Below are 23,881 nucleotides of genomic sequence, written 5' to 3'. Positions count from 1 at the left end.
GGCGGCTACAAAGGCCTAATGCCAGTCAGTTAAGCTGACTGGCATTTTTTTTGATCGGATACTTCGGTGATTTCAGCCGAATCGCCCGAGGATATGCGCGCTCCTCACGTCGATGCGGCAGCACGTAGTGCGGCGCTGAAGCATGCCGTTCGGCCAAAATTATTGGCAATGTTCCCGGAGCGGTCGACGGAGACGCCCATCGGATGGGAAATGCAGCGGATCGGCCATCGACGTCAAAATCTGACAGACCTTGCCCTTGACGGTTTTGCTCAGGAGTCTTGCGGTCAGGCGTTCTGGTAATCCCGGCCATTGCTTGCGGGCCTGCGGCGAATTGCTTAACGAGACCACCGCATCCTGACGTCCCAAACGCTGAATAACTTCGTACTGCGTCCCTTTGCGTAACGGCATCAGCCAATGCCGCTCAGTGCCTTTCCAAGGGCAACCGCCGCTTGCGCAGGGTTGCTAAGCCGGCCTGTTCCAGTGCCTGCTCGACCAGTGCAGGATCGAGCAAAGAATCCACCCCTCAATGGCGCTAGGGGTAGAGGCGATGTTGTGGGTCAGTTCCAATGCCCGAGCGAGACGCATAAAAAAATCCAATGCCGGTTACAGGCATCGGATTTTGATTTCTTGCGGCCAAAGGTCAAGCAAAGAGGCTTAACTGATCGGCATCAGGCCTGATGGCCTGCTTCTTTCTCAATCTGTTACCTCATCACAGAAATCACCTGACGGGTATATCAAGTAAACCCTAAGACTTGCGTCAATAATTCCAGCACCATTAATCGTATAGGAGGCCTTCCCCCAGCCACTCCGGATAGGTTTCAGGTGCTGAAAATAATCGCCTATCTTCACGACAAATCCTTTCTCGCGATCATCTTCGGTTACGAAATGAGTCACGGAATTCAATGTTCCCTTAACAGGTTTCGTTGACTCTTTGTCTTCGAACCCCTCCCAGGAAATATTCAATACCGCGCCGACCTGTACATCTCTGAGGGGGCCGATTGCAACTTTTAATCCCTGCATGGGATTCGAGTTGCAATTGAGATATGGCTGATTAGGGTCAACGTCGAGATCTGCATCCGGAAATGTGATTGCGCCAGTCATGATGGCTTCCTTGTGTCATTGGATTTTATTTGCACTGGTTTGTGCAAATTCAGTAAACAAGGAGCGAAAGCGCCTTACAACTGTCAGAAATGACAGTTATTCATATGATTTAGCTATATAAAAGAACATCCACCAACATTACGGACTGGCTTGTTATTAGATGTGGGACAATACCCGCCACTTTCAGCCATACCCGAATCGACCACGCCCATGAACGCCCCCCGCACACCCAAACCTGCGCGCAAGAAGCCTGACACCGCGACCCCGGCCAAGACCGCCGAGCCGCGTGAAAAGGCCAGCCTGCACCCGCGCAATCGCCATCAGGGTCGTTACGACTTCCCGGCGCTGATCAAGACCACGCCGGAACTGGCGAAGTTCGTGATCACCAACCCGTACGGCAAGGAAAGCATCGACTTCGCCAGTCCCGATGCGGTGCGCGTGTTCAACCGGGCGCTGCTCAAGTCGTTTTATGGCATTCAGCATTGGGACATTCCGGCGGACTACCTCTGCCCGCCAGTGCCGGGCCGTGCCGATTACGTGCACTTCCTTGCGGATTTGCTGGCCAGCATGAACGACGGCAAGGTCCCACGCGGCGCGATCGTCAATGTGCTGGACATCGGCATGGGCGCCAACTGCGTGTATCCGCTGATCGGCAATAGCGAATACCGCTGGCACTTCCTCGGTTCGGAGATCGACCCGACGGCCGTGGCTGCCGCCCGAGCCATCGTTCAGTCCAACGATCTGAGCAAGGTCATCCAGTTGCGCCAGCAGGAAAACCGCAAGCACATCCTGATCGGCTTGCTGGAACCGGGTGAGCGCTTTGACCTGACCATGTGCAACCCGCCTTTCCACGCTTCGATGGACGAAGCGACCAAGGGCAGCGAGCGCAAATGGCGTGCACTGGGCAAGGCCGACCCGAAACGCAAACTGCCGGTGCTGAACTTCGGTGGCCAATCGGCCGAGCTGTGGTGTGAGGGCGGTGAAGCGCGCTTCGTGACGCAACTGATCGCTGAGAGCGCGAACTTCCAGCATAAGGTGCTGTGGTTCAGCACGCTGGTGTCGAAAGCCTCGAACCTGCCCGCCATCGAAACCGCACTGAAAAAGGCTGGCGTGCTGGAAAGCCAAGTGGTGGAGATGTCCCAAGGTCAGAAGCAAAGCCGTTTCGTCGCCTGGACCTTCCAGACCAAGTCCGAGCAGCAGATCTGGCGCCGCGAACGCTGGGTTCGCTGACACACAACAGATTCACCTGTGGGAGCGAGCCTGCTCGCGAAAGCGGTAGGTCAGTCGGTATTGAAGGAGACTGAACCACTGCATTCGCGAGCAGGCTCGCTCCCACACTGGCCCTGCGATTCAGCCACCAAATCGCAGACACAAAAAAACCGTGCCCGGATCACTCCGGAGCACGGTTTTTTTATCGCTGCGTCTTACTTGTTCACAGCGTCGGTCAGGCCTTTGGCCACAACCAGCTTGATCACTTTCTTCGCAGGGATTTCGATGGCAGCGCCAGTCGAAGGGTTACGGCCAGTGCGGGCAGGACGCTCGGTCACTTTCAGCTTGCCGATACCTGGCAAGGTGATTTCGCCGCCGTTTTCCAGCTGATCGGCAACGATTTGGCCCAGTTGGTCCAGAGCGTTACGCGCGGTGGTTTTCGGCGCGTCGATAGCTTCAGCGATGTCGGCGATCAGTTGGTCTTTAGTAAGAGCCATGTAGTGTTCCTTCCCTATCAAATTCATATGGATTGCAGAGTGCAGTGTCAGCCATCGAGCCCGATCTTCTGGATCTGGCACCCTCGGCGATAACCACGACGAGTCGGGTTATAGATACCGAAATCAGGGTTTGGTTCGACCTGACAAATGCTGATTGCACGCTTAACGCAGTGACTTCGCGTAAGACCGGGCAAAACTAGCACAGAGACGGGGAAATATCCGCCTCTAGCTACCCATTTGGTCAGCTTTATTGCGCTAAATCGGTAAAAAACTGCATATGCGTCAGTGCGCGCCCCGGTTTTGCCCTACAACCCGCGCCAAAACCAGTGGTTGCGGTACACTGGGCGCTTTTTCGGGGGAGCCTGCCCTCCTCCCTTCCAACAGCCGAGAAGCCCATGCCGATCCGTCATTGCATCGTCCACCTGATCGACAAAAAACCCGACGGCACACCCGCAGTTCTGCACGCCCGTGACACGGAACTGGCCGAGTCTGCAGCCATCGAGAACATGCTCGCCGACCTCAACGAGAACTATAACGCCAAACAGGGCAAAGCCTGGGGTCTGTTCCACCCGGAATCCGGTGCATTCCCCTTCAGCGGCTGGCTGAAGGAATACATGGAAGGCGGCAAGGACTTCACCGCGTTCAGCAAGGTCGCGGTCGAGCACCTGCAAAAGTTGATGGAAGAATCGAACCTGTCGGTCGGCGGCCATGTACTGTTCGCCCACTATCAGCAAGGCATGACCGACTACCTGGCCATCGCCCTGCTGCACCATAGCGAAGGCGTGGCGGTGACCGATGAGCTGGACGTGACCCCGTCGCGCCACCTCGACCTCGGCCAACTGCACCTGGCGGCGCGGATCAACGTCTCCGAGTGGCAGAACAACAAGCAGTCCAAGCAGTACATCTCGTTCATCAAGGGCAAGAACGGTAAGAAGGTGTCGGAATACTTCCGCGACTTCATTGGCTGCCAGGAAGGTGTCGACGGCCCGGGCGAGACGCGCACGCTGCTCAAAGCGTTCAGCGACTTCGTCGAGAGCGAAGACCTGCCGGAAGAATCCGCTCGCGAGAAGACCAAAACCCTGGTCGATTACGCCAGCAGCCAGGCCAAACTCGGCGAACCGATGGGTCTGGAAGAGTTGTCCGAGCTGATCGACGAAGAACGCCCGAAAGCCTTCTACGATCACATCCGCAACAAGGATTACGGCCTGTCGCCCGAGATTCCGGCGGACAAACGCACCCTGAATCAATTCCGCCGCTTCACCGGGCGCGCCGAAGGCCTGTCGATCAGCTTTGAAGCGCATCTGCTGGGTTCGAAGATCGAGTACGACGAAGAGGCGGGCACGCTGGTGATCAAAGGCCTGCCAACGTCGCTCACCGATCAGCTGAAGCGCCGTAACTGATGCTCGGCAAAGTGCTGAAGAAGGTTGCGCTGGTTCTGCTGGTGGTCGTGGTCTATCAGAACTGGGGCAAGATCGAGCGGGTGTTCAATCCGTCGCAGATGGTTGCAGAGCAGACGCGGGCCCAAGCCAACGTCGTGCTCTACGCCACCGACTGGTGCGGCTACTGCAAGCAGACCAAACGTTTTCTCGACAGCAAGGGGATTCCCTTCCAGGAGTTCGACATCGAGAAGGATGCCGAGGCGCGCAAGGCGTACGAGGCATTGGGTGGGCGCGGGATTCCGTTGATTGATGTGAACGGTACGTTGATTCGCGGATTTGACCCGGACGAAATCCTCGCCGCCCTGAAGTAACCAATGTGGGAGCGAGCCTGCTCGCGAAGACGGCTGATCATTCAACACTGTTGTTGTCCGACATACCGCTTTCGCGAGCAGGCTCGCTCCCACAATGGAGCTTTAGCGGGCTTCGATACGGAAACCAAAACGCGGAAAGTGCACATGCACCACGCCGCCACGCTCGTCTTCGCGACGAATGATCAACTCTTCGCTACCGGCAAACAGCAACTCACCCACCACCGGATCAACTCCGTAATCGGTCGCGGCGATCGCCACCTGCTGCCCAGCCTTGAAGCCGTTCGGATCTACGAACTGCTCATCCGGCAATGCCGCCGGTGTCGCGTTGCGTGCCACCTCCAGCGCTTCTTCCGAGGTCATCGCGCTCGCCGCGCCATGGCCAAAGCCCAGCACTCGGCCCAACCAGGCTGCAACCGCCGGATACTCATCCACCAGCGGTGCAGTGACGTGAGTCGCTTTCAGGAACCACATGGGATGCGCCAGTGCAAAGTCGGCAATCGACGGTTCGCCGAACAGGAAGTCGCCCTGCTCGCGCTGCAACTGCTGCTCCAGCCGCGCCATGATCGTCGGCCACTGGTGCTTGGCTTGTTCAGCAGACAAACGCGTGGCGCTGCCACCACTGAACAGACCAGCGCGGTCGGCAATAAAAGCTTTGATCGCTTCCGGCGGCAACTTGGCGAAGCGCACCGCCACCGATTCCGGTTGAAACACCAGGCTCACCGCATGTTGAAACACCACCGAGTCAGCCCATGTGGCAAAACTGGCGGCGGTAAACTCCTGACCTTCGGGGAAGAACGCCGGCAACGCCTTTTCCTGCTCCAGACGACGGGCGATCAGCGAGGTGTCGCAATAGATATCAGCGCCAATCTGCAGCACCGGGGTCTTGCGATAGCCACCGGTCAGGGCGGTCAGATCCGGTTTCGGCATCACCGGCGAAATATGCACCGAGCGCCACGACAAGCCTTTGAAGCCCAGCAGCAGGCGGGCCTTCTCGGCAAATGGAGAGGTCGGGTAATGATGCAGAATCAACTCGGACATGCTCGGCTCCGCCGCTCAGATAGTGAGCCAGCAGCTTAGCGTGCATTTGCTTAGCAGCCTACAGATCTGCCTGATGGGAACTGATCAGTCAGATTGATAAGAGCTCTGCCGTGATCGCGGTACCGAGACATGGCATCAGGGCATTGCCTGACAGATAAAGTCTTGGAACTCGTCGGTAATTACACGCTATTTTTATAATTCGTTTAAAGACACTCAGTGTTACGCGCAAAGGCCCACAAATTCTTGCGCCGCTGCCTACGCGTACGCCAGAATCCGCCGGCTTGTGCGCCTTGGACTGGCTGCGTAACTTGGAACCGTCACTGATTTCCAGTGATCGAGCTTAGCGGCTCAGCTAGTCACTACGGTTGCACATGTCTATCCAGTCGGGCATTCGCCTGCACTTGATGGTGGCTGTGCGCATGGCACCTTCGGGTGCGCCGGGTTTTGGTGACTACCGGTCCGCTAACTTGCGCATAGCCGCCACCCTTTCGCTTAGCGGCTTAGGGCTTGCGGCCTCAAAGAGGTTAGTCACCATGTTTAAAGTAACGCCAAACCCACCGGTCATAGACTCGGCAACCATCACCCATCCGACGTCGCCATACGAATCCCCCGATTCGAGAAAACTCAACGAAGCCGCCGAACGCGCACTCGACCATTATTTAGGTCCACCCACGGCCCGGATCATGGACACCCCCTATCAACCCAACCGCCTCTACATGGCCAACCCGCAATCGGACGCCGAATCCCTGTTGGTCGACGCGTGCGAAACCTTGGGATCGGCGAGTGTGATGCTCAATGATTTTGCCGGCCAGTTAGAAGGGCCCCGCCGTAAAACACTGCAAGGCATAGCGCAAATCGTCATGGTGGCCGAGATGGCAGTCAATCAGGTTGTGGATAAATTAGTACCCACTGAGTAAATGAAATTAGTGGCGAGAGGTGTACTCTCGCCACTATAGTAAAGACCTAAGTTGCTCAAATAAATCATGTTGTTTTTTCGCGTGGTAAAGCTCGTAGTCGGTCGAACAGTAGGCGATCAACTGCTTGAGCAGGCGGATTGAGTGTGTGCGTAAAAATGTAAGATTAGTGACCCAAGTATGCCCACATGCAGTCGAACCGCACTGACAGTAAAGTCGAGCGAACTCCAATGAAAGCTCTTCTCGAGAAACAATCCGACCTTTCTCATCACAGGCTTTGCAGTTCACCATCATTTAGACCGACTCAGACGTGACCAAACCTAAATTCTAACACCATTAAATCCACTCCTCGTCAACTTACCCCTAAAGCCTTTAAAAACAGCAGCACACGCTAATTGATAAATGCAAACTCTGCACCCACCGACAAACCAACACTAAAAGACAAGAATACAATCATCTTTTGATAGTTGTCGTTTTTTCTATTGAGGACGCGCTGTAAGTTCCAACTCCACGCGCGCTAAGCTGAATATCATCATAAACAACCGTGGCCATGTTTCGCGCCCAGTCGAGACGAACCTCAACTATTGGAGTAGACACCCCATAGTCTTTCGCAAACTTATCCCTAACGGACACCTCCGTATCAACTGTTTTCACGATCGGAAACTCTGCTGTCTTCGACATTTTGAAGCTCCTAAGCACTAGCCAGTTAAATTAAAGTCTTAGTATTGGTAAGACTGGAGCCTTTAGCCTGTCATTAAAAGAAGATCAAAACCACTGTCAAACCTGACAGGTCTTTAGTTGATTTTGCGATTTAAATTTCTATTAATATAATTGATTTACTATAAATCCGACCAATAAATTTGCCTGTCATGTCGCAGAGATCTGTTCATCTGCTTGAACAACTGGCTAATCGGTCGTATCTAATTATTTATATAAACCCGATCTATTTTCTCGATATCACCAAACCCCGCCGCATTCTCTGGCATCCCCCCCAGCGCTGCGTTCATTCGCCACGCCGCGATCACGTCATTGCGCGTGATGTTCTTGATGCGCTCGAACTCGTCTTTTGTTGCAATCAGTCAGACTGATAAGACGCGACCAGACATTCCTTGGCGCTCTTGCGCAGCTTTTTGATCAGCCGCTCCTGGCGCAGCGCATCGCTTTTATCGCGACACAACTCGGTATAGACCAGCGCCATTGCCGGGCTGGAGAGGAAGAACCGCGCGCCTTTGCCGCTTTGATGCTTGGCGAAACGGCGCACCGGATCATCGCTGATCCCGCAGTACAACGAACCATTGGCGGCGCGAACGAGGTAGACGAACCAGGACTTGCTCACCGGTTCGGCGACATCGACAGATTTTTCGCTAAGACTGGTCACTTCGGGATCAAGACGTGTAGGAAACAGGCGGCGATCTTATCAGCGACCGGCCTGAAATGCCTTCAGTCCCTTCAATGCCTGTGCACGCACGGCGTTGCGCACCAACGGCGTCCAGCCCAGCAGCAGGCCCTTGAAACCCAGCGCCTGACGCGACCAGCGCCACAGGTCGAAGTGATCGTGGTGCTCGCAGATCTTGCCGTCACGGAACACGAAGCGGGCCTGGATATCGTTGACCACGACGTTGCCGGTCTGGCTGAACAGGTAGGTCGCGACCCAATGCGCGCCGCCGCTGCGCTCATCGGCGCGGACGTTGTCGAAGGTCAGGGAGAAGTCCTTGGCGCGAGTGGTGAGCATGCGCCACATGTCGCCGGCATCGCGCCCGCGCAGTTCACCGAAGGCCGGATCGCTGAACACTACGTCATCGGTGTAGCAGGCGGCCATGGCTTCGGCATCGAGGCGCTGGAAGGCCTGGTAGAAGCGGGTGATCAACGCGGCGTGGGCTTCGCTCATGGGCAATCTCCAAAATAGGTACAGATTGCCAGCACGATAATCTGCAATGCGCAGAAACACTATCGGCATTCGCACACCGAATACCTGCAGCACGCAAAACCCATGTGGGAGCGAGCCTGCTCGCGAAAGCGGCGTGTCAGTCGACACAGATATTGAATGTAAAATCGCCTTCGCGAGCAGGCTCGCTCCCACATTTAAAATCAGTGCATTCAGATTTTTTCGCTTTGCACTTGCACGTACAGCGCACGCCCGGCGCCAAGCCCGGCGATGATCGCACCAGTACCGATGATGCCAAAGATCCAGCCCACCGCATTCCAACCGCCGGTCCAGTCATGCACCACGCCGACCGCAAACGGCCCCATGGACGCGAGGGTGTAACCGAAGCCCTGAGACATGCTCGACAGGTTCGCCGCGACATGGGAATCCCGCGAGCGCAGCACGATCAGCGTCAACGCCAGACTGAACGTACCGCCCTGCCCCAGACCCAGCAGAATCGCCCAGCCCCACAGGCCTTCGATCGGCGCATACAGGCAACCGAACAGACCGCCGAGGGTCAGTGCCATAACCACAACGATTGCCAGACGCTGATCCTTGCCACGCGTGGCCAGCCATGGCGCGGCCAACGAGCTGGCCAGTTGAATGATCACCGAACCGGACAACACCAGACCGGCCTGAGTCGGTGTCAGTCCACGCCCAATCAGAATCGACGGCAACCAGCCGAAGACGATGTAGGCCAGCGACGATTGCAGGCCCATGTACAAGGTCACCTGCCAGGCCAGCGGATCACGCAGCAGACCGCGCACGCGATAGGCGACATTGTGCGCGCCATGTTTCTGCCCGACTTGCGGCAGCCAGAACACCGCTGCAACCAATGCCGGAATCACCCAGAAGCCCAGGCCCATCGACCAACTCCCACCAAAATGCTCACTCAACGGCACGCTGGAACCGGCCGCCATCGCCGCGCCCAGACACAACGCCATGGTGTAGACGCCCGTCATAGTGCCGGCGTGTTTGGCGAAGTCGCGCTTGACGATTCCCGGCAACAGAACACCGATGATGCCGATGCTCGCGCCACCCAATACGCTGCCGGCGAACAAGCCGATCTCACCGAAGTTGCTGCGCAAAATGATACCGCCGGCCAACGCCAACAAAATCCCCAGCACCACCCGCTCAGCGCCAAAACGTCGCGCCAGAATAGGCGCCAAGGGTGCAAACAAACCGAGGCAAAGCACCGGCAACGTGGTCAGCAGACCGGCCTGAGCCGCCGACAAGCCGAGGCTTTTGGATACGTCGCTGAGCAGCGGCGCCATGCTCGACAGCGCCGGGCGCAAATTCAGCGCCACCAGAATCAGACCCAGCAGCAACAACCACGGCCGGCGCACCAGCGGATGGCTTTGTTGCACTTGTTCGTCATCGGCCTCGGCGTCGATCAGCAGTTCTTCAAGTTCTGCCGTGCGCTTGGGGGTTGTGGATATCTCGTTGCGGGACATGGATTTTTCGGTTTCAAGGTTCATTGATCAACTGCCTCGACAGGGCTTTGGCCCGTTCCGGGTCGCTTTGCTCGACCGCATCGAGCAACGCGATGTGCAGGTCGAACACTTCCTGACGGCGCGGGACGATGTTCAGGGTCTGGCGCAATTGCGCGCCGACGATGCTGGAGAAATAGCGATACAGCTCGCTGAGGGTCGGGTTGTGCGCGGCGTCGACCAAACGGCGGTGAAACACCAGATCGCAAGCAATGTAGGTGTCGAGATCGCCGTGGTAGTGACTGCCGCTGGTGCCGAGCGCCTCGCGCAATGCGACGAGGTCTTCTTCGGTACGACGTAACGCCGCCAGGCCGATGGCCTCGACTTCGAGGATGTGGCGGGTTTCCCGTGCCTGTTCCAGCGAGCATTGCGACAGCGCTTTCAGGGTATCCATCGGATCGACCACTGCGCGCAGGTAACTGCCATCGCCCTGACGAATCTCGATCAGTCCGGAAAACGCCAGCACGCGCATGGCTTCGCGCACGGTGTTGCGGCTGATGCCCAACTCGGCGCAGAGCTCGGGTTCTGTCGGCAATCGCTCGCCGACCTGCCAGGCACCGCTGTTGATGCGCTGACGAAGTTGATCCAGGGCCTGATCGACCAGGGATCGTTTGATGAGTGGAGAAATGTCTGACATAGGATTCGCCCTTTCATCCAATCATAGGATGAATTTTCTGACATGTTAGTCAGACCCGTGTAGGACGGCAACCACCTAGGGTCAATCGGAGACACATGAAGCGGTATTATCGATTGGTGAAAATTACCCTTTAAGGGTAATTTCAGGGACAGGGTTTTGGTTTCTTATGGAAAAGAACACACCCCATTATGAGCTGGCGGTGATCAAGGCTGAGGTGAGGCGGTTAGGTCAAAAAGCTTTCACCAAAGCTTCGGTCAAATCAGCGGAGAAGCTCGGCTTCAACCTCAGCGAAATGCTAGAGATCGTTTTCGAGCTACAAACCAGGATGTTGTACAAATCGATGACTACTTATGACGATCATCGAATCTGGCAAGACGGGTATCACATCAATTCACGAGATCAGGAGATTTACATCAAGGTGACCTACCGCCCCGGCGGCAGCCCACCGGTAATCTCCTTCAAGGAGAAAAACCCATGAAAACCCAGCAATGTGTCAGCTGCGGTGCACGTGAGGGAATGAGGCATTTCCAGGGTCGCGGAGAAACCCTGAGTGTCAAAGGCATGGAGCGCCGAGTAGACGATTTATCTGGTTGGGAGTGCCAGAAGTGCGGTGAAGTGGAATGGGATTTCGACACCGATAGTGCTGAGCGTTATTGTGATGCCGGTGACGAGCTGGTTCTCGCTGGCAGACAAATGATCGGCGCCGAGATGAAACGTATTCGACGCAAATTGCACCTGACGCAGAAAGAGACGGTGCAACTGCTCTCTGGTGGCGGGCATAACGCATTCTCTCGCTACGAACGCGGCGAGTTACTTCCACCCAAAGCATTGGTGCTGCTGATGCGTCTATTGGATCGTCATCCCTACATGCTCGTCGATATCCAGACCTTGGCTGAAGGCGCAGACCTGCGAGGTTTCACGCACACCGTACACAAGGAACACGAAACCCTCACCGTTTCCTGACCCACAAAAAAACAAACCCGGCACAAGGCCGGGTTTGATTTACACACAAACCATCAATGCAAAATCTGACTCAAGAACAACTTCGTCCGCTCATTCTGCGGGTTATCGAAGAAGTCATTCGGCGCCGCCTGCTCAACGATTTCGCCCTTGTCCATGAAGATCACACGGTTCGCCACGGTGCGGGCAAAGCCCATTTCGTGAGTCACGCAAAGCATGGTCATGCCGTCTTCAGCCAGACCGATCATGGTGTCGAGTACTTCCTTCACCATCTCCGGATCGAGCGCTGAAGTCGGTTCATCGAACAGCATGATTTTCGGCTTCATGCACAGGGCACGGGCGATTGCCACACGCTGTTGCTGACCGCCGGACAATTGCCCCGGGAATTTATGCGCCTGCTCTGGAATGCGTACGCGTTCCAGGTAATGCATGGCGATTTCCTCGGCCTTGCGCTTGGGCATCTTGCGTACCCACATCGGTGCCAGGGTGCAGTTCTGCAAAATGGTCAGGTGCGGGAACAGGTTGAAGTGCTGGAACACCATGCCGACTTCGCGGCGGATCGCTTCGATCTGCTTGAGGTCGTTGGTCAGTTCCACGCCGTCGACGACGATGCGGCCCTGCTGGTGTTCTTCCAGACGATTGAGGCAACGAATCGTGGTCGACTTGCCGGAACCCGACGGCCCGCACAGGACGATACGCTCGCCCTGTTTGACGTTGAGGTTGATGTCTTTGAGCACGTGGAACTGGCCGTACCACTTGTTGACGCCCTGCATCTGAATAATGCCTTCAGGACCTGCAGGCTTTTTGATTGCTTCACTCATTTACACAACTCCTAACGCTTGTGGCCAGTGTCGAGCTTGCGTTCCAGATGCATGGAATAGCGCGACATACCAAAACAGAAAATCCAGAACACCAGGGCGGCGAACACGTAGCCTTCGGTGGCCATGCCCAGCCATTTCGGATCGGCAGCGGCTTGCTTGACGCTGTTGAGCAGGTCAAAGAGGCCGATGATGATCACCAGACTGGTGTCCTTGAACAGCGCAATGAAGGTGTTGACGATGCCGGGAATCACCAGCTTCAGGGCTTGCGGCAGAATCACCAGGCCCATCGAGCGCCAGTAACCGAGGCCCATCGCCGCAGCCGCTTCGTACTGACCTTTGGGAATCGCTTGCAGACCGCCGCGCACCACTTCGGCGACATAGGCCGACTGGAACAGGATCACGCCGATCAGTGCCCGCAGCAGTTTGTCGAAGTTCATGCCTTCCGGCAGGAACAGCGGCAGCATCACCGAAGACATGAACAGCACCGTGATCAACGGCACGCCGCGCCAGAATTCGATAAAGGTCACGCAGACCACACGAATCGCCGGCATGTTCGAACGTCGACCCAGCGCCAGCACAATCCCCAGCGGCAACGCACCGGCAATACCGACTGTGGCGATCACCAGAGTCAGCATCAGGCCGCCCCACTGGCTGGTCGCCACCGGGGTCAGACCGAAACCGCCGTGCAGCAGGGTGAAAGCAATGATCGGGTACAACACCAGGAAGCTCAGCCCGTAGATCGCTTTACGCGGCACACGCGAGATGAACAATGGCGCCGCGCCGATCACCGCCAGCCACACGGTCAGGTCGACGCGCCAGCGCAGTTCCGTCGGGTAATAGCCGTACATGAACTGGCCGAAACGCTGCTGAATGAACACCCAGCAGGCGCCCTCCTTGGTGCAGTCGGCGCGGGTGGTGCCGACCCAGTTGGCATCGACAATCGCCCAACTGAGGATCGGTGGCACCACGAGATAAATCAGGTAGAACGCAAACAGCGTCAGCAAGGTATTGAGCCAGCTGGAGAACATGTTCGCGCGCATCCACGCCACCACGCCGATGCTGCTGTTCGGTGGGGGCATGTCGGGTTTGAAAGTATGAGTACTCATGCGCTTTTCCTTACCGCTCGATCAGCGCAATGCGCTTGTTGTACCAGTTCATCAGCAGGGAAATGCTGATACTGATCGCCAGGTACACGCTCATGGTGATGGCAATCACTTCGATCGCCTGACCGGTCTGGTTAAGCACCGTGCCGGCGAACAGCGACACCATTTCCGGGTAACCGATACCGGCCGCCAGCGAAGAGTTTTTCGCCAGGTTGAGGTATTGGCTGGTCAGTGGCGGAATGATCACGCGCAGGGCTTGCGGAATGATCACCTTGCGCAGGGTCGGGCCGTTGCGCAGGCCGAGGGAACGCGCCGCCTCAGTCTGGCCATGGCTGACCGACTTGATCCCGGAACGCACGATCTCGGCGATGAACGCCGCGGTGTACACGGTCAGGGCCAGGGTCAAGGCAAGCAGTTCCGGGATCAGCACCCAGCCGCCAACAAAGTTGAAGCCTTTGAGCTCGGGCATTTCCCAGTGCAGCGGTGCGCCAAAGATCAGTGCGCACAAGGTCGGAATCACCAGCAGAATCGCCAGGCCCACCCAAAACTTGTGGAACGGCACGCCGGTTTCTTCAAAGCGCTTGTTGGCCCAGCGCGTCATCAGCACGATACCGACAATGGCCACCACGATGCTGATCACGAACGCCCAGAACCCGTCCGCAGCCAATGCGGCCGGCATGTTCAGGCCACGGCTGCTGACGAAAAAGGTGTCGCCGAAGTTGTGGCTGTTGCGCGGTCCCGGCATGGTCAGGAACACCGCGAAGTACCAGAACAGGATTTGCAGCAGCGGCGGAATGTTGCGGAACACTTCCACATACACCGTCGCCAGTTTACTGATGATCCAGTTCTGCGACAGCCGCGCTACACCGATGATGAAACCGAGGATCGTCGCCAGAACCACGCCAATCACAGTCACCAACAGGGTGTTGAGCAGACCGATGACAAACACACGGGCATAGCTGTCCGCTTCCGTGTAGTCGATCAGGTGTTGAGCGATGCCGAACCCGGCACTGCGCTCCAGAAAGCCGAAACCGGAGGTAATGCCCCGGTGCTGAAGGTTGGTTTGCGTGTTGTCGAACAGGTACCAGCCCAGCGAGACCACCGCCACAACGGTGATGATCTGGAATAGCCACGCACGCACTCGTGGATCGCTGAGGCTGAGCCTCTGCTTTGGTGCGCCGATTGAATTTTGCATGAAGTGCCCCGGAAAAAATGGAACAAGAACATCACCCGGCGGTTGGCCCGCCGGGCGATAGAACCATTAGCGCACTGGTGGTGCGTACTGAATGCCGCCGTTGTTCCACAGGGCGTTCAAGCCGCGGTCGATTTCCAGCGGAGTGCTCTTGCCGAGGTTTTTCTCGAAGATTTCGCCGTAGTTGCCGACTTGTTTGACGATCTGCACCACCCAGTCTTTCGGCAGCTTCAGGTCTTTGCCGTACTCGCCGTCAGCGCCGAGCATACGGGCGACGTCCGGGTTCTTGGTCGACTTGGCTTCCGCTTCGACGTTCTTCGAAGTGATACCGGCTTCTTCGGTGTTGAGCAGCGCGTAGCCTACCCAACGGACGATGGCCAGCCACTCGTCGTCGCCATTACGTACGACCGGGCCCAGCGGTTCTTTGGAAATGGTTTCCGGCAGAACCACGTAGTCCTTCGGCGAAGCCAGCTTGCTGCGCTGGGCGAACAGCTGGGACTTGTCGGAGGTCAGCACGTCGCAACGACCGGATTCCAGCGACTTGGCGCTTTCATCGGAGGTGTCGAAAGTGATCGGGGTGTATTTCAGACCGTTGCCACGGAAGTAGTCGGAAACGTTCAGCTCGGTGGTGGTACCGGCCTGGATGCAGATGGTTGCACCGTCCAGCTCTTTGGCACTTTTCACGCCCAGTTTGTTGTTTACCAGGAAGCCGATGCCGTCGTAGTAGGTAATGAAGCCCGGGAATTTCAGGCCCATGCCCGCGTCACGGGAACTGGTCATGGTGGTGTTGCGCGACAGGATGTCGATCTCGCCCGATTGCAGCGCGGTGAAGCGCTCTTTGGCGTTCAACTGACTGAATTTGACTTTGGTCGCATCGCCGAAGACGGCAGCGGCCACAGCGCGGCAGACGTCAGCGTCGATCCCGAGGATCTTGCCGGTCGCGTCCGGTACCGAGAAGCCCGGCAGACCGTCGCTCACGCCACACTGCACGAAACCTTTCTTCTTCACGCCATCCAGGGTTGCACCCGCCTGAGCGAACCCGCTGACGCCGAGAACTGTTGCTGCAGTCACGATCGCCAGAGTGGATTTCAACATCTTCATTCAAACCTCCAGTTTTGCTCTTGTTGTGTCGGAGCTTGAGTCCAGTCGCACCCTTTTGAGGCGTTGTTGACCCGTGTTGGCTTTTTTTGGGGTCAACCGACGTAAGACCTTCGCTATGAGTCTAGTAGGAGAAAATCCACATCATGGACAACTCACTTCTCACCAATCGGCCGAACGGGCTGTAGCCCTTTCACGTTCGCTGCGCCCGTAGCGGCCATTGGCGAACATCCATCACCGGATTCTTTGCCATCCCGTCGCGGGTCGTACACTGATAGTGTTACCGCCACGCGTAGGATGCTTCGTACAGAACGTTCCATAGCAAAGCCCGTACCACACCGCTCGCCGAATCGATTCGACGACAGGTCAATAGCAAAACTTGTAACCTTGCGACATCTTCTTAACGGATCAACCGGACGCGCACTCGAACCACGCACTTAATGAGAGCGCCCGCACATTTTTGGAGCAGACATGACCGAGCCCTTGATTCTTCAGCCTGTTAAGCCCGCAGACGCCTGCGTGATCTGGCTGCACGGCCTCGGCGCCGACCGCTACGACTTCTTGCCGGTGGCCGAAGCGTTGCAGGAAAGCCTGCTGAGCACGCGCTTCGTGCTGCCGCAGGCGCCCACACTTCCAGTGACGATAAATGGCGGATATGCCATGCCGAGCTGGTACGACATTAAAGCCATGAGCCCGGCGCGGGCGATTGACCGTGACCAGCTGGAAGCGTCGGCGGATCGCATCATCGAATTGATCGAAAACCAGCGCGCCAGCGGAATAGACGCTTCGCGGATTTTCCTCGCCGGGTTTTCCCAGGGTGGCGCGGCCGTATTGCACACCGCATTTGTGAAATGGCAGGGGCCGTTGGGTGGCGTGCTGGCGTTGTCGACGTATGCGCCGACCTTCAGTGACGCGATGGAGCTTTCAGCCAGTCAACAGCGGATTCCTGCGCTGTGCCTGCACGGCCAGTTCGATGGCGTGGTGCAAAACTCGATGGGCCGCAGTGCCTACGAGCATTTGGTGAAGCATGGTGTCACCGTGACATGGCAGGAATACCCAATGGAGCACGAAGTGTTACCCGAGGAAATTCGCGACATCGGTGTCTGGTTGAACGAGCGCCTGCGCTAAGCGGCGAGATTAAAATCGCCCTTTGATCCCTCCCCCTACGCCGCGCCCGTTTCTTGCATTACACTGGCCGGCGTACATTCCTTAACCAATTGATGAGATGACCGTGCTCAAAGCACTCAAGAAGATGTTCGGTAAAAGCGAGGCTGAGCAGCTCGCGCCAGTTCCCAGTGCGCCGTCGCACGCCCCCGGTCATCGCACCGATGCCCCACAGGCCGACCGCCCCGCTCCCGTAGCGGCACCGAAGCAGCCACCCAAACCTGCACCGGCCGCACCCGTCGCCGCCGAACCTGCCCGCAGCGAAGCGCCGAAACCGGTCAAGCCACGCCGCGAACCGAAGCCCAAGGCGCCGGTCATTGCGTGGAAACTCGAAGACTTTGTCGTCGAGCCACAGGAAGGCAAAACCCGCTTCCACGATTTCAAGCTGTCTCCAGAACTGATGCACGCCATCCAGGATCTGGGCTTCCCGTATTGCACGCCGATCCAGGCGCAGGTGCTGGGCTTCACCCTCGCCGGCAAAGACGCCATTGGCCGCGCGCAGACCGGCACCGGTAAAACCGCCGCGTTTCTGATTTCGATCATCACCCAGTTGCTGCAAACGCCGCCGCCGAAAGAACGCTACATGGGTGAACCCCGTGCGCTGATCATCGCGCCGACCCGTGAGCTGGTTGTGCAGATCGCCAAGGACGCCGCCGACCTGACCAAGTACACCGGCCTCAACGTCATGACGTTTGTTGGCGGCATGGACTTCGACAAGCAACTCAAGCACCTCGAAGCGCGCCATTGCGACATCCTCGTTGCCACCCCGGGCCGTCTGCTCGACTTCAACCAACGCGGCGACGTGCACCTGGACATGGTCGAAGTGATGGTGCTGGACGAAGCCGACCGCATGCTCGACATGGGCTTCATCCCGCAAGTACGGCAGATCATTCGCCAGACCCCGCCGAAGTCCGAACGCCAGACCCTGCTGTTCTCCGCGACCTTCACCGAAGACGTGATGAACCTCGCCAAGCAGTGGACCACCGATCCTGCGATCGTCGAAATCGAAATCACCAACGTGGCCAACGAAAACGTCGAGCAGCACATCTATGCGGTGGCCGGTGCCGACAAATACAAACTGCTCTACAACCTGGTCAACGATAACGGCTGGGAACGTGTGATCGTGTTTGCCAACCGCAAGGACGAAGTGCGTCGCATCGAAGAGCGTCTGGTGCGCGACGGCATTAACGCTGCGCAACTGTCCGGCGATGTGCCGCAACACAAACGCATAAAGACCCTGGAAGGTTTCCGCGAAGGCAAGATTCGCGTACTGGTCGCCACCGATGTGGCCGGTCGCGGCATCCACATCGACGGCATCAGCCACGTGATCAACTTCACCCTGCCGGAAGTCCCGGACGACTACGTGCACCGCATCGGCCGGACCGGTCGTGCTGGCGCCGATGGCGTATCGATCAGCTTCGCCGGTGAGGACGACTCCTACCAGTTGCCGTCCATCGAAGAAAAGCTCGGTCGCAAAATCAGCTGTGAAACGCCGCCGACGCATCTGTTGCGTGCGGTTGAGCGCAAGCGTCCGCAGTAAACGACGTTTAAAAGAAAAGCGCAGCCGGCAACGGACTGCGCTTTTTTTTCGTGCGGATTTTCATCAGGTGCTTGCCCGACAAAACTAAAAGTCCATAATGGACAAACGAGTTTAGATTTCCATTTTCGGAGCCTGACATGTCCAGTACGCCCCACGTGATCGACCAAGCCCAGGCCCGCGAGTTACTGGCGCGCATTGATGTGCCGCAGATCCTGCGCAAGCTGTTCCGAGACCTGGCTGCCGGAAACGCCGTGCAGCCGGCGCAGCAACTGGTGGAATTCCCGCAGGGTGCCGGCGACTTCATCAACTATCTGGGGGTGCTGGCAGAGGACGGCGTGTACGGTGTGAAGACTTCTCCTTATATCGTTCGCGAGCAAGGCCCGTTGGTGACGGCGTGGACACTGCTGATGTCGATGAAAACCGGCCACCCGCTGCTGCTCTGCGATGCCGGTGAACTGACCACCGCGCGCACCGCCGCGACCACCGCCGTGGCTGTCGACGCCCTAGCGCCGCTGAATGCCTCGCGACTGGCGATCATTGGCAGCGGCAAGGTTGCCCAGGCGCATCTGCACTACGTGAAGTCGCTGCGCGACTGGCAGAGCATCAGCCTGTATTCGCCAAGCCTGTCCGCCGACGCGCAAACCCAGGCACTGTTGAAAGCCATTACGCCCAATCTGAAGATCGCTGACAGCCGTGATGCGGCCATCGCCGAGGCCGATGTGATCATGCTCTGCACTTCGTCCGCCGGACCGGTGATCGATCCTGCCGCATTGAGCAAACCGGCGCTGATCACCTCGATCAGCACCAATGCCCCACGCGCCCACGAAGTGCCGCCGCAGAGCCTCAACGGCATGCAGGTGTTCTGTGACTATCGTCTGACCACGCCGGGGTCGGCCGGTGAGATGTTGATTGCCAGTGAACAACATGGCTGGAGCAAGGATTTAATTGTTGGTGATCTCGCCGATCTGCTCAGCGAAAAAGTGCAGCGCCCGGATTACGATCGTCACGTGTTCTTCCGTTCAATCGGCTTGGGCCTGGAAGACATCGCCCTCGCCAATGCGCTTTATCTCTTAACCCACTAACACCACATATCCCTGTAGGAGTGAGCCTGCTCGCGATAGCGGTCTTACATTCAGCATTATTGTTGCCTGATACACCGCTATCGCGAGCAGGCTCACTCCTACAGGGGATAGCGAACTATTGGATATTGCGTACCCACTGGAGAACCTCATGAGCCAGGCAGATTTCATCATCATCGGCGGCGGAATTGCCGGCGCTTCCACCGGTTTCTGGCTGTCGCCGCACGGCAAAGTCCTCGTGCTGGAACGTGAATCCCACCCGGCCTATCACTCCACCGGACGCTCCGCCGCGCTGTTCACCGCAGCCTATGGCACACCACAAGTACGCGCGCTGACCCAGGCCAGCCGGGCGTTTTTCGACAACCCGCCCAGCGGTTTCTGCGAACACCCACTGCTGACCCCGCGCGGCGAAATGACCGTCGATTTCACCGGTGACGCCGCCGAACTGAACAACCAATACCTCAGCGCCAAAGCCACCGTGCCGGAAATGCAATTGCTCAGCGCCGACGAAGCCTGTGCGCGACTGCCGATCCTGCGTCGGGAAAAAGTCCACGGTGCGATCTACGATCCAAGTGCCAGCGACATCGACACCGACGCCTTGCATCAGGGCTACCTGCGCGGCATCCGTCGCAATAACGGTGGAGTGCATACCGATTGCGAAGTGCTCGGCCTGAGCCGCGACGCCGACGGCCTCTGGCACGTGCAAACCAACGGCCAGACTTTCAGCGCACCGATGATCATCAACGCCGCTGGCGCCTGGGCCGACAAAATCGGCGTTTTGGCCGGTGCCAAGCCGCTGGGCCTGCAACCGAAACGCCGCGCCGCATTTATTTTCGCCGGCCCCGAAGGCGTCGACATTCATCACTGGCCGATGCTGGTCAGCCTCGACGAATCCTTCTATATGAAGCCTGACGCCGGCATGTTCCTCGGCTCGCCCGCCAACGCCGACCCGGTCGAGCCCCACGACGTGCAGCCGGAAGAGCTGGACATCGCCATGGGCATCTACCAGATCGAAGAAGCCACGACGCTGACCATCCGCCGCCCGACCCGCACGTGGGCCGGGCTGCGCAGTTTCGTCGGCGACGGTGATCTGCTCAGCGGTTTCGATCCGCAGGTGCCGGGGCTGTTCTGGGTCGCGGCGCAAGGTGGTTATGGCATCCAGACTTCGCCAGCCATGGGCCAGGCCAGTGCGGCATTGGTGCGCGGCGAGCCTTTGCCCGAGCACTTGCGTGACTTCGGCCTGAGCAGCGCCATGCTCTCCCCTGCCCGCCTCGCCTGATCGTCCATCCGGATGACGCGCCCAACGGATTGCGGCACACTCGCAGCGCCTCCTGATCACGGGGGCGTTGACGCTGCCTGGAGCTCCACTGTCATGACCGCCCCTGAGTTCGACCCGGCGCTGGATAACTTCCGCGCCATCGCCGATGCCATCGCCACACTGTTCTTTCCGCACGCCGAAGTGGTGCTGCACGACCTGCGCACGCAGAAGGTCGATTACATCGCCAACAACCTGTCCAAACGCGAGATCGGTGACGACTCATCGCTGGAAGACATGCTCAGCGAGGATGTCAGCGACCGTAATATCGGTCCGTACGAAAAGCTCAATTGGGACGGCCAGAAGATCCGTAGCCTAAGTAGCGTCCTGCGCGACAACGAAGGCCTGCCGCTGGCGGTGCTGTGCATCAACTTGAATATTTCGCTGTTCGAAAATGCCAAGGCGGCGCTGGACCTGTTCCTCTCTCCGAGCAAACTGATCCCGCAACCGGACTCACTGTTTCGCGATGACTGGCAGGAGCGCATCAACACCTTCCTCCACGCCTGGCTGCGCGAACGGCAGCTGAGCCTGAATCTGCTGACCCGCGATCACAAGCGTGAACTGGTGCTGGCACTGCACGCCGAAGGCGCGTTCAAGGGCAAGAGCGCCTCGAACTATGTGGCCAATGTGCTGAACATGGGGCGGGCGACGGTGTACAAGCATTTGAAGGAAATGAAGGGCTAAAGGTTTGCGGTGATTTCTCTGACGCCATCGCGAGCAGGCTCACTCCTACAGGGGAGCGCATTCCAAATGTAGGAGTGAGCCTGCTCGCGATAGCGGACTATCAGTCGCCGTAAATGTCGGACTTGAAATACTTCTCGGAAATCTTCTGATATTCGCCACTCGCGCGAATGCCATCAATGGCCCCATTCAACTGGCTGACCAATTCGGCATTACCCTTGCGCACTGCAATCCCCGCCCCCTCGCCCACGTACTTCGGATCCTTCAACTCAGGCCCGACGAACGCATAACCCTTGCCACGCGGCATCGATAAAAAGTCATTCAACGGAATGGTGTCGGCAAAAATCGCATCCAGCCGCCCTGCCGCCAAATCCATGTAGATCTCTTCGTTGTTGCTGTAGCGCTTGACGTTGATGCCCTTCGGCTCGAACACCTCGGTGGCGTAACGATCAGTGGTGGTCGCGCGCTGCACGCCGACGTTCTTGCCCTTCAGGCTGGCGTATTGATCGTCAACGCTGGCGCCTTCTTTCATCACCAGCCGCGACGAAGTGAAGTAGTACTTGTGGCTGAAATCCACCGACTTCTTGCGGTCTTCGTTGATGGTCATCGAGGACAGCGCCATATCGATTTTCTTCACTTTCAGCGAAGGAATCAGACCGTCGAACTCACCTTCGACCCACACGCACTTGACCTTCATTTGCGCGCACAGGGCATTGCCGATGTCGTAGTCGAAACCGACGATTTCGCCCTTGTCGGTTTTCGAGGCGAACGGCGGATAAGCGGCTTCAATGCCGATGCGCAGGGTTTGTTCGGCGGCCAACACACTGGCGGAGGCCAACAGGCTTAGGGCAAGACCGGTGATGAGGGGGAGTTTCTTCATGTTCGTTCTCTCGCGGGTTGTTGTTGGTTTGGCAAGAAAGAGCTGAAACGGAGGGAGATACTTTTTTTGTACTTATAAATCCATATTGGACTTATATGTATAGGCAGTCAATCAGGCAAAGACAGAGGTTTTTGGTGTTGCAGATGACGTCATCGCGAGCAGGCTCACTCCTACAGGGGGAACGCATTCCAATTGTAGGAGTGAGCCTGCTCGCGATGGCGGACTAGAGGGCGACACAGGGTTTATTTCTTCCAGCGATCCGCAGCCGCGTGATCACTGTCCCGCCCCTCAACCCAACGCGGCCCGTCGCTGGTGTTCTCTTTCTTCCAGAACGGTGCACGGGTTTTCAGGTAGTCCATGACGAAGGCGCAGGCATCGAACGCGGCCTGGCGATGGGCGCTGGCGGCGCCGACGAAGACGATCGGTTCGCCCGGTTCCAGCGCGCCGATGCGGTGCAGCACTTCCAGTTTCAGCAGCGGCCAGCGCTGCTCGGCTTCGACAGCGATCTTGCCGAGGGCTTTTTCGGTCATGCCCGGATAGTGCTCGAGGAACATCCCCGCCACATCCAGGCCATCATTGAAGTCGCGCACATAGCCGACAAAACTCACCACCGCGCCGACGCCGACATTGGCCGCGTGCATCGCGTTGACTTCAGCGCCCGGGTCGAACGGCGTGGCCTGCACGCGAATCGCCATGGCTCAGCCTCCGGTCACGGTGGGAAAAAACGCCACTTCGTCGCCATCGACCACTGGCTCGTCGAGCTGGCAGAGGTCTTCGTTGCGTGCGCACATCAGATTCTGCTCGCTCAGCACATCAGCGCCATCACGCTGCACCAGCAACGCTCGCACGTCGTCAACAGTAGCGAAATCACCTTCAACCTTCACCGAATCCACGCCCAGCGCTTCACGGTAACGGGCAAAAAACTTCACGGTCAGGTTCATGGCTGCTCCGCCTGAAAGTGCCCGCTCTTGCCGCCGACCTTCTCCAGCAGGCGCACGCTTTCGATGGTCATGCCGCGATCGACAGCTTTGCACATGTCGTAAATGGTCAGCGCGGCGACGCTGGCGGCGGTCAGCGCTTCCATCTCGACGCCGGTCTGCCCGGACAGTTTGCAACGGGCGACGATGCGCACGGTGTCTTCGCCATCCGCGCTCAGCTCGACTTTGACGCCGGTAAGCATCAGCGGATGGCACAGGGGAATCAGATCGCTGGTTTTCTTCGCCGCCTGAATGCCGGCAATGCGCGCCACGGCGAACACATCGCCCTTGGGATGGCCGCCGCTGACGATCATCTGCAGCGTTTCGGGGAGCATGCGCACCAGCGCTTGGGCCGTCGCTTCACGGAACGTCACGGCTTTTTCGGTGACGTCGACCATGTTGGCGCGACCTTGGGAATCGAGATGAGTCAGCACGGGATTACTCCTGATCAGGAGCGTGGATTGTAAACCTGCGGGTCAAATTTCTGCGAGTGAGATTACCGTCACCCCGC

At 57.8% G+C, this 23,881-nt stretch carries 28 protein-coding genes and 3 pseudogenes; 11 read left to right on the top strand and 20 right to left on the bottom strand.

Annotated elements, in window-relative coordinates; translation table 11 throughout:
- Positions 1-204: 204 nt before the first annotated feature.
- From QOM10_RS05305 to QOM10_RS05300, 3 genes and pseudogenes are all read right to left on the bottom strand, one after another.
- Positions 205-429: pseudogene (locus tag QOM10_RS05305) on the bottom strand (IS4 family transposase); the annotation flags it as partial.
- Complete coding sequence (locus tag QOM10_RS31240) at positions 422-520, bottom strand: transposase domain-containing protein (RefSeq protein ID WP_127925931.1); 99 nt, start codon at positions 518-520, stop codon at positions 422-424. The gene QOM10_RS31240 and the pseudogene QOM10_RS05305, both read right to left, overlap by 8 nt.
- Positions 521-693: 173 nt before the next feature.
- A complete protein-coding gene (locus QOM10_RS05300) occupies positions 694-1,101 on the bottom strand; it encodes a hypothetical protein (protein ID WP_127925930.1) in 408 nt (135 codons plus the stop codon).
- 210 nt (positions 1,102-1,311) lie between these two features.
- Here QOM10_RS05300 and rlmF point away from each other — a divergent pair, with 210 nt between their 5' ends.
- Positions 1,312-2,331: a 23S rRNA (adenine(1618)-N(6))-methyltransferase RlmF gene (gene rlmF / locus QOM10_RS05295; protein WP_127925929.1), complete on the top strand. Its 1,020-nt coding sequence runs from the start codon at positions 1,312-1,314 to the stop codon at positions 2,329-2,331.
- 194 nt (positions 2,332-2,525) lie between these two features.
- Here the strand turns inward: rlmF and QOM10_RS05290 are convergent, their stop codons facing one another.
- A complete protein-coding gene (locus QOM10_RS05290; protein WP_003221909.1) occupies positions 2,526-2,807 on the bottom strand; it encodes an HU family DNA-binding protein in 282 nt (93 codons plus the stop codon).
- 395 nt (positions 2,808-3,202) lie between these two features.
- Between QOM10_RS05290 and yejK the strand changes: the two genes are divergently transcribed.
- Both yejK and QOM10_RS05280 read left to right on the top strand, forming a co-directional pair.
- Positions 3,203-4,207 (top strand): nucleoid-associated protein YejK, encoded by a 1,005-nt coding sequence (gene yejK / locus QOM10_RS05285; RefSeq protein ID WP_127925928.1) that lies wholly within the window; start codon positions 3,203-3,205, stop codon positions 4,205-4,207.
- Positions 4,207-4,557 carry a glutaredoxin family protein gene (locus QOM10_RS05280; protein ID WP_127925927.1) on the top strand — a complete coding sequence of 117 codons (351 nt, stop codon included), beginning with the start codon at positions 4,207-4,209 and terminating at the stop codon, positions 4,555-4,557. Before yejK ends, QOM10_RS05280 begins: the two co-directional genes overlap by 1 nt.
- 102 nt (positions 4,558-4,659) lie before the next feature.
- Here the strand turns inward: QOM10_RS05280 and QOM10_RS05275 are convergent, their stop codons facing one another.
- Positions 4,660-5,595 (bottom strand): glutathione S-transferase family protein, encoded by a 936-nt coding sequence (locus tag QOM10_RS05275; protein WP_123451880.1) that lies wholly within the window; start codon positions 5,593-5,595, stop codon positions 4,660-4,662.
- 533 nt (positions 5,596-6,128) lie between these two features.
- Here QOM10_RS05275 and QOM10_RS05270 point away from each other — a divergent pair.
- Positions 6,129-6,512 (top strand): DUF6124 family protein, encoded by a 384-nt coding sequence (locus tag QOM10_RS05270; protein ID WP_127925926.1) that lies wholly within the window; start codon positions 6,129-6,131, stop codon positions 6,510-6,512.
- A 33-nt stretch (positions 6,513-6,545) separates the two neighbouring features.
- Here QOM10_RS05270 and QOM10_RS05265 read toward each other — a convergent pair.
- The 7 genes and pseudogenes from QOM10_RS05265 to QOM10_RS05235 all read right to left on the bottom strand — a co-directional run bounded on the left by QOM10_RS05265 (position 6,546) and on the right by QOM10_RS05235 (position 10,560).
- Positions 6,546-6,803: pseudogene (locus tag QOM10_RS05265) on the bottom strand (ogr/Delta-like zinc finger family protein).
- A 159-nt stretch (positions 6,804-6,962) separates the two neighbouring features.
- The gene (locus QOM10_RS05260; protein WP_316917712.1) at positions 6,963-7,190 is read right to left on the bottom strand and encodes a hypothetical protein; all 228 of its coding nucleotides are present in this window, start codon (positions 7,188-7,190) and stop codon (positions 6,963-6,965) included.
- A gap of 158 nt (positions 7,191-7,348) precedes the next feature.
- Positions 7,349-7,576, bottom strand: a pseudogene (locus tag QOM10_RS05255) (phage portal protein); the annotation flags it as partial.
- Positions 7,577-7,584: 8 nt separating this feature from the next.
- The gene (locus tag QOM10_RS05250) at positions 7,585-7,887 is read right to left on the bottom strand and encodes a GIY-YIG nuclease family protein (RefSeq protein WP_008083651.1); all 303 of its coding nucleotides are present in this window, start codon (positions 7,885-7,887) and stop codon (positions 7,585-7,587) included.
- Positions 7,888-7,926: 39 nt separating this feature from the next.
- Positions 7,927-8,397: a nuclear transport factor 2 family protein gene (locus tag QOM10_RS05245; RefSeq protein WP_007909058.1), complete on the bottom strand. Its 471-nt coding sequence runs from the start codon at positions 8,395-8,397 to the stop codon at positions 7,927-7,929.
- 209 nt (positions 8,398-8,606) lie between these two features.
- Positions 8,607-9,911, bottom strand: a complete 1,305-nt coding sequence (locus tag QOM10_RS05240) for a CynX/NimT family MFS transporter (protein ID WP_316917711.1) — start codon at positions 9,909-9,911, stop codon at positions 8,607-8,609.
- Complete coding sequence (locus tag QOM10_RS05235) at positions 9,901-10,560, bottom strand: FadR/GntR family transcriptional regulator (protein WP_127925923.1); 660 nt, start codon at positions 10,558-10,560, stop codon at positions 9,901-9,903. Before QOM10_RS05235 ends, QOM10_RS05240 begins: the two co-directional genes overlap by 11 nt.
- Before the next feature lie 166 nt (positions 10,561-10,726).
- On the opposite strand from QOM10_RS05235, the gene QOM10_RS05230 reads away from it, so the two are divergent.
- Positions 10,727-11,038 carry a type II toxin-antitoxin system MqsR family toxin gene (locus QOM10_RS05230; RefSeq protein ID WP_127925922.1) on the top strand — a complete coding sequence of 104 codons (312 nt, stop codon included), beginning with the start codon at positions 10,727-10,729 and terminating at the stop codon, positions 11,036-11,038.
- On the top strand, positions 11,035-11,523 hold the full coding sequence (locus QOM10_RS05225; RefSeq protein ID WP_034154577.1) for a type II toxin-antitoxin system MqsA family antitoxin: 489 nt from the start codon (positions 11,035-11,037) through the stop codon (positions 11,521-11,523). Before QOM10_RS05230 ends, QOM10_RS05225 begins: the two co-directional genes overlap by 4 nt.
- Positions 11,524-11,576: 53 nt before the next feature.
- Here QOM10_RS05225 and QOM10_RS05220 read toward each other — a convergent pair whose 3' ends face one another.
- From QOM10_RS05220 to QOM10_RS05205, 4 genes are all read right to left on the bottom strand, one after another.
- Entirely contained in the window at positions 11,577-12,341 is a 765-nt protein-coding gene (locus tag QOM10_RS05220; protein ID WP_038357653.1) for an amino acid ABC transporter ATP-binding protein, read from the bottom strand.
- 11 nt (positions 12,342-12,352) lie between these two features.
- Complete coding sequence (locus QOM10_RS05215) at positions 12,353-13,447, bottom strand: amino acid ABC transporter permease (protein WP_007949911.1); 1,095 nt, start codon at positions 13,445-13,447, stop codon at positions 12,353-12,355.
- Positions 13,448-13,457: 10 nt separating this feature from the next.
- Complete coding sequence (locus QOM10_RS05210; protein ID WP_007914329.1) at positions 13,458-14,639, bottom strand: amino acid ABC transporter permease; 1,182 nt, start codon at positions 14,637-14,639, stop codon at positions 13,458-13,460.
- A gap of 66 nt (positions 14,640-14,705) precedes the next feature.
- Positions 14,706-15,737 (bottom strand): amino acid ABC transporter substrate-binding protein, encoded by a 1,032-nt coding sequence (locus QOM10_RS05205; protein WP_127925921.1) that lies wholly within the window; start codon positions 15,735-15,737, stop codon positions 14,706-14,708.
- Between the two features lie 468 nt (positions 15,738-16,205).
- On the opposite strand from QOM10_RS05205, the gene QOM10_RS05200 reads away from it, so the two are divergent.
- The 5 genes from QOM10_RS05200 to QOM10_RS05180 all read left to right on the top strand — a co-directional run bounded on the left by QOM10_RS05200 (position 16,206) and on the right by QOM10_RS05180 (position 21,516).
- Entirely contained in the window at positions 16,206-16,862 is a 657-nt protein-coding gene (locus tag QOM10_RS05200) for an alpha/beta hydrolase (RefSeq protein ID WP_316917710.1), read from the top strand.
- 97 nt (positions 16,863-16,959) lie between these two features.
- Entirely contained in the window at positions 16,960-18,438 is a 1,479-nt protein-coding gene (gene rhlB / locus QOM10_RS05195) for an ATP-dependent RNA helicase RhlB (RefSeq protein ID WP_127925919.1), read from the top strand.
- A 137-nt stretch (positions 18,439-18,575) separates the two neighbouring features.
- Complete coding sequence (locus QOM10_RS05190; RefSeq protein WP_316917709.1) at positions 18,576-19,520, top strand: ornithine cyclodeaminase family protein; 945 nt, start codon at positions 18,576-18,578, stop codon at positions 19,518-19,520.
- Between the two features lie 148 nt (positions 19,521-19,668).
- Positions 19,669-20,796 (top strand): FAD-binding oxidoreductase, encoded by a 1,128-nt coding sequence (locus QOM10_RS05185; protein ID WP_316917708.1) that lies wholly within the window; start codon positions 19,669-19,671, stop codon positions 20,794-20,796.
- 93 nt (positions 20,797-20,889) lie between these two features.
- Positions 20,890-21,516 carry a transcriptional regulator gene (locus QOM10_RS05180; protein WP_127925916.1) on the top strand — a complete coding sequence of 209 codons (627 nt, stop codon included), beginning with the start codon at positions 20,890-20,892 and terminating at the stop codon, positions 21,514-21,516.
- 100 nt (positions 21,517-21,616) lie between these two features.
- Here QOM10_RS05180 and QOM10_RS05175 read toward each other — a convergent pair whose 3' ends face one another.
- The 4 genes from QOM10_RS05175 to moaC all read right to left on the bottom strand — a co-directional run bounded on the left by QOM10_RS05175 (position 21,617) and on the right by moaC (position 23,804).
- Complete coding sequence (locus QOM10_RS05175) at positions 21,617-22,393, bottom strand: ABC transporter substrate-binding protein (RefSeq protein ID WP_160038396.1); 777 nt, start codon at positions 22,391-22,393, stop codon at positions 21,617-21,619.
- A 242-nt stretch (positions 22,394-22,635) separates the two neighbouring features.
- Positions 22,636-23,088 carry a molybdopterin synthase catalytic subunit MoaE gene (moaE, locus tag QOM10_RS05170; protein ID WP_016771590.1) on the bottom strand — a complete coding sequence of 151 codons (453 nt, stop codon included), beginning with the start codon at positions 23,086-23,088 and terminating at the stop codon, positions 22,636-22,638.
- Positions 23,089-23,091: 3 nt separating this feature from the next.
- Positions 23,092-23,334 (bottom strand): MoaD/ThiS family protein, encoded by a 243-nt coding sequence (locus QOM10_RS05165; RefSeq protein WP_127925915.1) that lies wholly within the window; start codon positions 23,332-23,334, stop codon positions 23,092-23,094.
- Positions 23,331-23,804, bottom strand: a complete 474-nt coding sequence (gene moaC, locus QOM10_RS05160; protein WP_016985015.1) for a cyclic pyranopterin monophosphate synthase MoaC — start codon at positions 23,802-23,804, stop codon at positions 23,331-23,333. The genes QOM10_RS05165 and moaC overlap by 4 nt, the downstream gene beginning before the upstream one ends.
- Positions 23,805-23,881 lie beyond the last annotated feature (77 nt).

It is taken from the genome of Pseudomonas sp. P108 (genome assembly GCF_032613195.1).
Classification (GTDB): domain Bacteria; phylum Pseudomonadota; class Gammaproteobacteria; order Pseudomonadales; family Pseudomonadaceae; genus Aquipseudomonas.
The sequence above is the reverse complement of the archived record's forward strand: the minus strand, read 5'-3'. Positions and strand labels throughout refer to the sequence as shown.

Excerpts from the sequence above, each read along its gene's own strand:
- QOM10_RS05240 (WP_316917711.1), bottom strand. The coding sequence starts at position 9,911 with ATGAACCTTGAAACCGAAAAATCCATGTCCCGCAACGAGATATCCACA.
- QOM10_RS05235 (WP_127925923.1), bottom strand. The coding sequence starts at position 10,560 with ATGTCAGACATTTCTCCACTCATCAAACGATCCCTGGTCGATCAGGCC.
- QOM10_RS05185 (WP_316917708.1), top strand. The coding sequence starts at position 19,669 with ATGAGCCAGGCAGATTTCATCATCATCGGCGGCGGAATTGCCGGCGCT.
- QOM10_RS05205 (WP_127925921.1), bottom strand. The coding sequence starts at position 15,737 with ATGAAGATGTTGAAATCCACTCTGGCGATCGTGACTGCAGCAACAGTT.
- QOM10_RS05210 (WP_007914329.1), bottom strand. The coding sequence starts at position 14,639 with ATGCAAAATTCAATCGGCGCACCAAAGCAGAGGCTCAGCCTCAGCGAT.
- yejK (WP_127925928.1), top strand. The coding sequence starts at position 3,203 with ATGCCGATCCGTCATTGCATCGTCCACCTGATCGACAAAAAACCCGAC.
- QOM10_RS05180 (WP_127925916.1), top strand. The coding sequence starts at position 20,890 with ATGACCGCCCCTGAGTTCGACCCGGCGCTGGATAACTTCCGCGCCATC.
- QOM10_RS05225 (WP_034154577.1), top strand. The coding sequence starts at position 11,035 with ATGAAAACCCAGCAATGTGTCAGCTGCGGTGCACGTGAGGGAATGAGG.
- QOM10_RS05280 (WP_127925927.1), top strand. The coding sequence starts at position 4,207 with ATGCTCGGCAAAGTGCTGAAGAAGGTTGCGCTGGTTCTGCTGGTGGTC.
- moaE (WP_016771590.1), bottom strand. The coding sequence starts at position 23,088 with ATGGCGATTCGCGTGCAGGCCACGCCGTTCGACCCGGGCGCTGAAGTC.
- QOM10_RS05175 (WP_160038396.1), bottom strand. The coding sequence starts at position 22,393 with ATGAAGAAACTCCCCCTCATCACCGGTCTTGCCCTAAGCCTGTTGGCC.
- QOM10_RS05275 (WP_123451880.1), bottom strand. The coding sequence starts at position 5,595 with ATGTCCGAGTTGATTCTGCATCATTACCCGACCTCTCCATTTGCCGAG.
- QOM10_RS05230 (WP_127925922.1), top strand. The coding sequence starts at position 10,727 with ATGGAAAAGAACACACCCCATTATGAGCTGGCGGTGATCAAGGCTGAG.
- QOM10_RS05200 (WP_316917710.1), top strand. The coding sequence starts at position 16,206 with ATGACCGAGCCCTTGATTCTTCAGCCTGTTAAGCCCGCAGACGCCTGC.
- rlmF (WP_127925929.1), top strand. The coding sequence starts at position 1,312 with ATGAACGCCCCCCGCACACCCAAACCTGCGCGCAAGAAGCCTGACACC.
- QOM10_RS05270 (WP_127925926.1), top strand. The coding sequence starts at position 6,129 with ATGTTTAAAGTAACGCCAAACCCACCGGTCATAGACTCGGCAACCATC.
- rhlB (WP_127925919.1), top strand. The coding sequence starts at position 16,960 with ATGACCGTGCTCAAAGCACTCAAGAAGATGTTCGGTAAAAGCGAGGCT.
- QOM10_RS05245 (WP_007909058.1), bottom strand. The coding sequence starts at position 8,397 with ATGAGCGAAGCCCACGCCGCGTTGATCACCCGCTTCTACCAGGCCTTC.
- QOM10_RS05290 (WP_003221909.1), bottom strand. The coding sequence starts at position 2,807 with ATGGCTCTTACTAAAGACCAACTGATCGCCGACATCGCTGAAGCTATC.
- QOM10_RS05190 (WP_316917709.1), top strand. The coding sequence starts at position 18,576 with ATGTCCAGTACGCCCCACGTGATCGACCAAGCCCAGGCCCGCGAGTTA.
- QOM10_RS05215 (WP_007949911.1), bottom strand. The coding sequence starts at position 13,447 with ATGAGTACTCATACTTTCAAACCCGACATGCCCCCACCGAACAGCAGC.
- QOM10_RS05220 (WP_038357653.1), bottom strand. The coding sequence starts at position 12,341 with ATGAGTGAAGCAATCAAAAAGCCTGCAGGTCCTGAAGGCATTATTCAG.
- QOM10_RS05260 (WP_316917712.1), bottom strand. The coding sequence starts at position 7,190 with ATGTCGAAGACAGCAGAGTTTCCGATCGTGAAAACAGTTGATACGGAG.
- QOM10_RS05165 (WP_127925915.1), bottom strand. The coding sequence starts at position 23,334 with ATGAACCTGACCGTGAAGTTTTTTGCCCGTTACCGTGAAGCGCTGGGC.
- QOM10_RS05300 (WP_127925930.1), bottom strand. The coding sequence starts at position 1,101 with ATGACTGGCGCAATCACATTTCCGGATGCAGATCTCGACGTTGACCCT.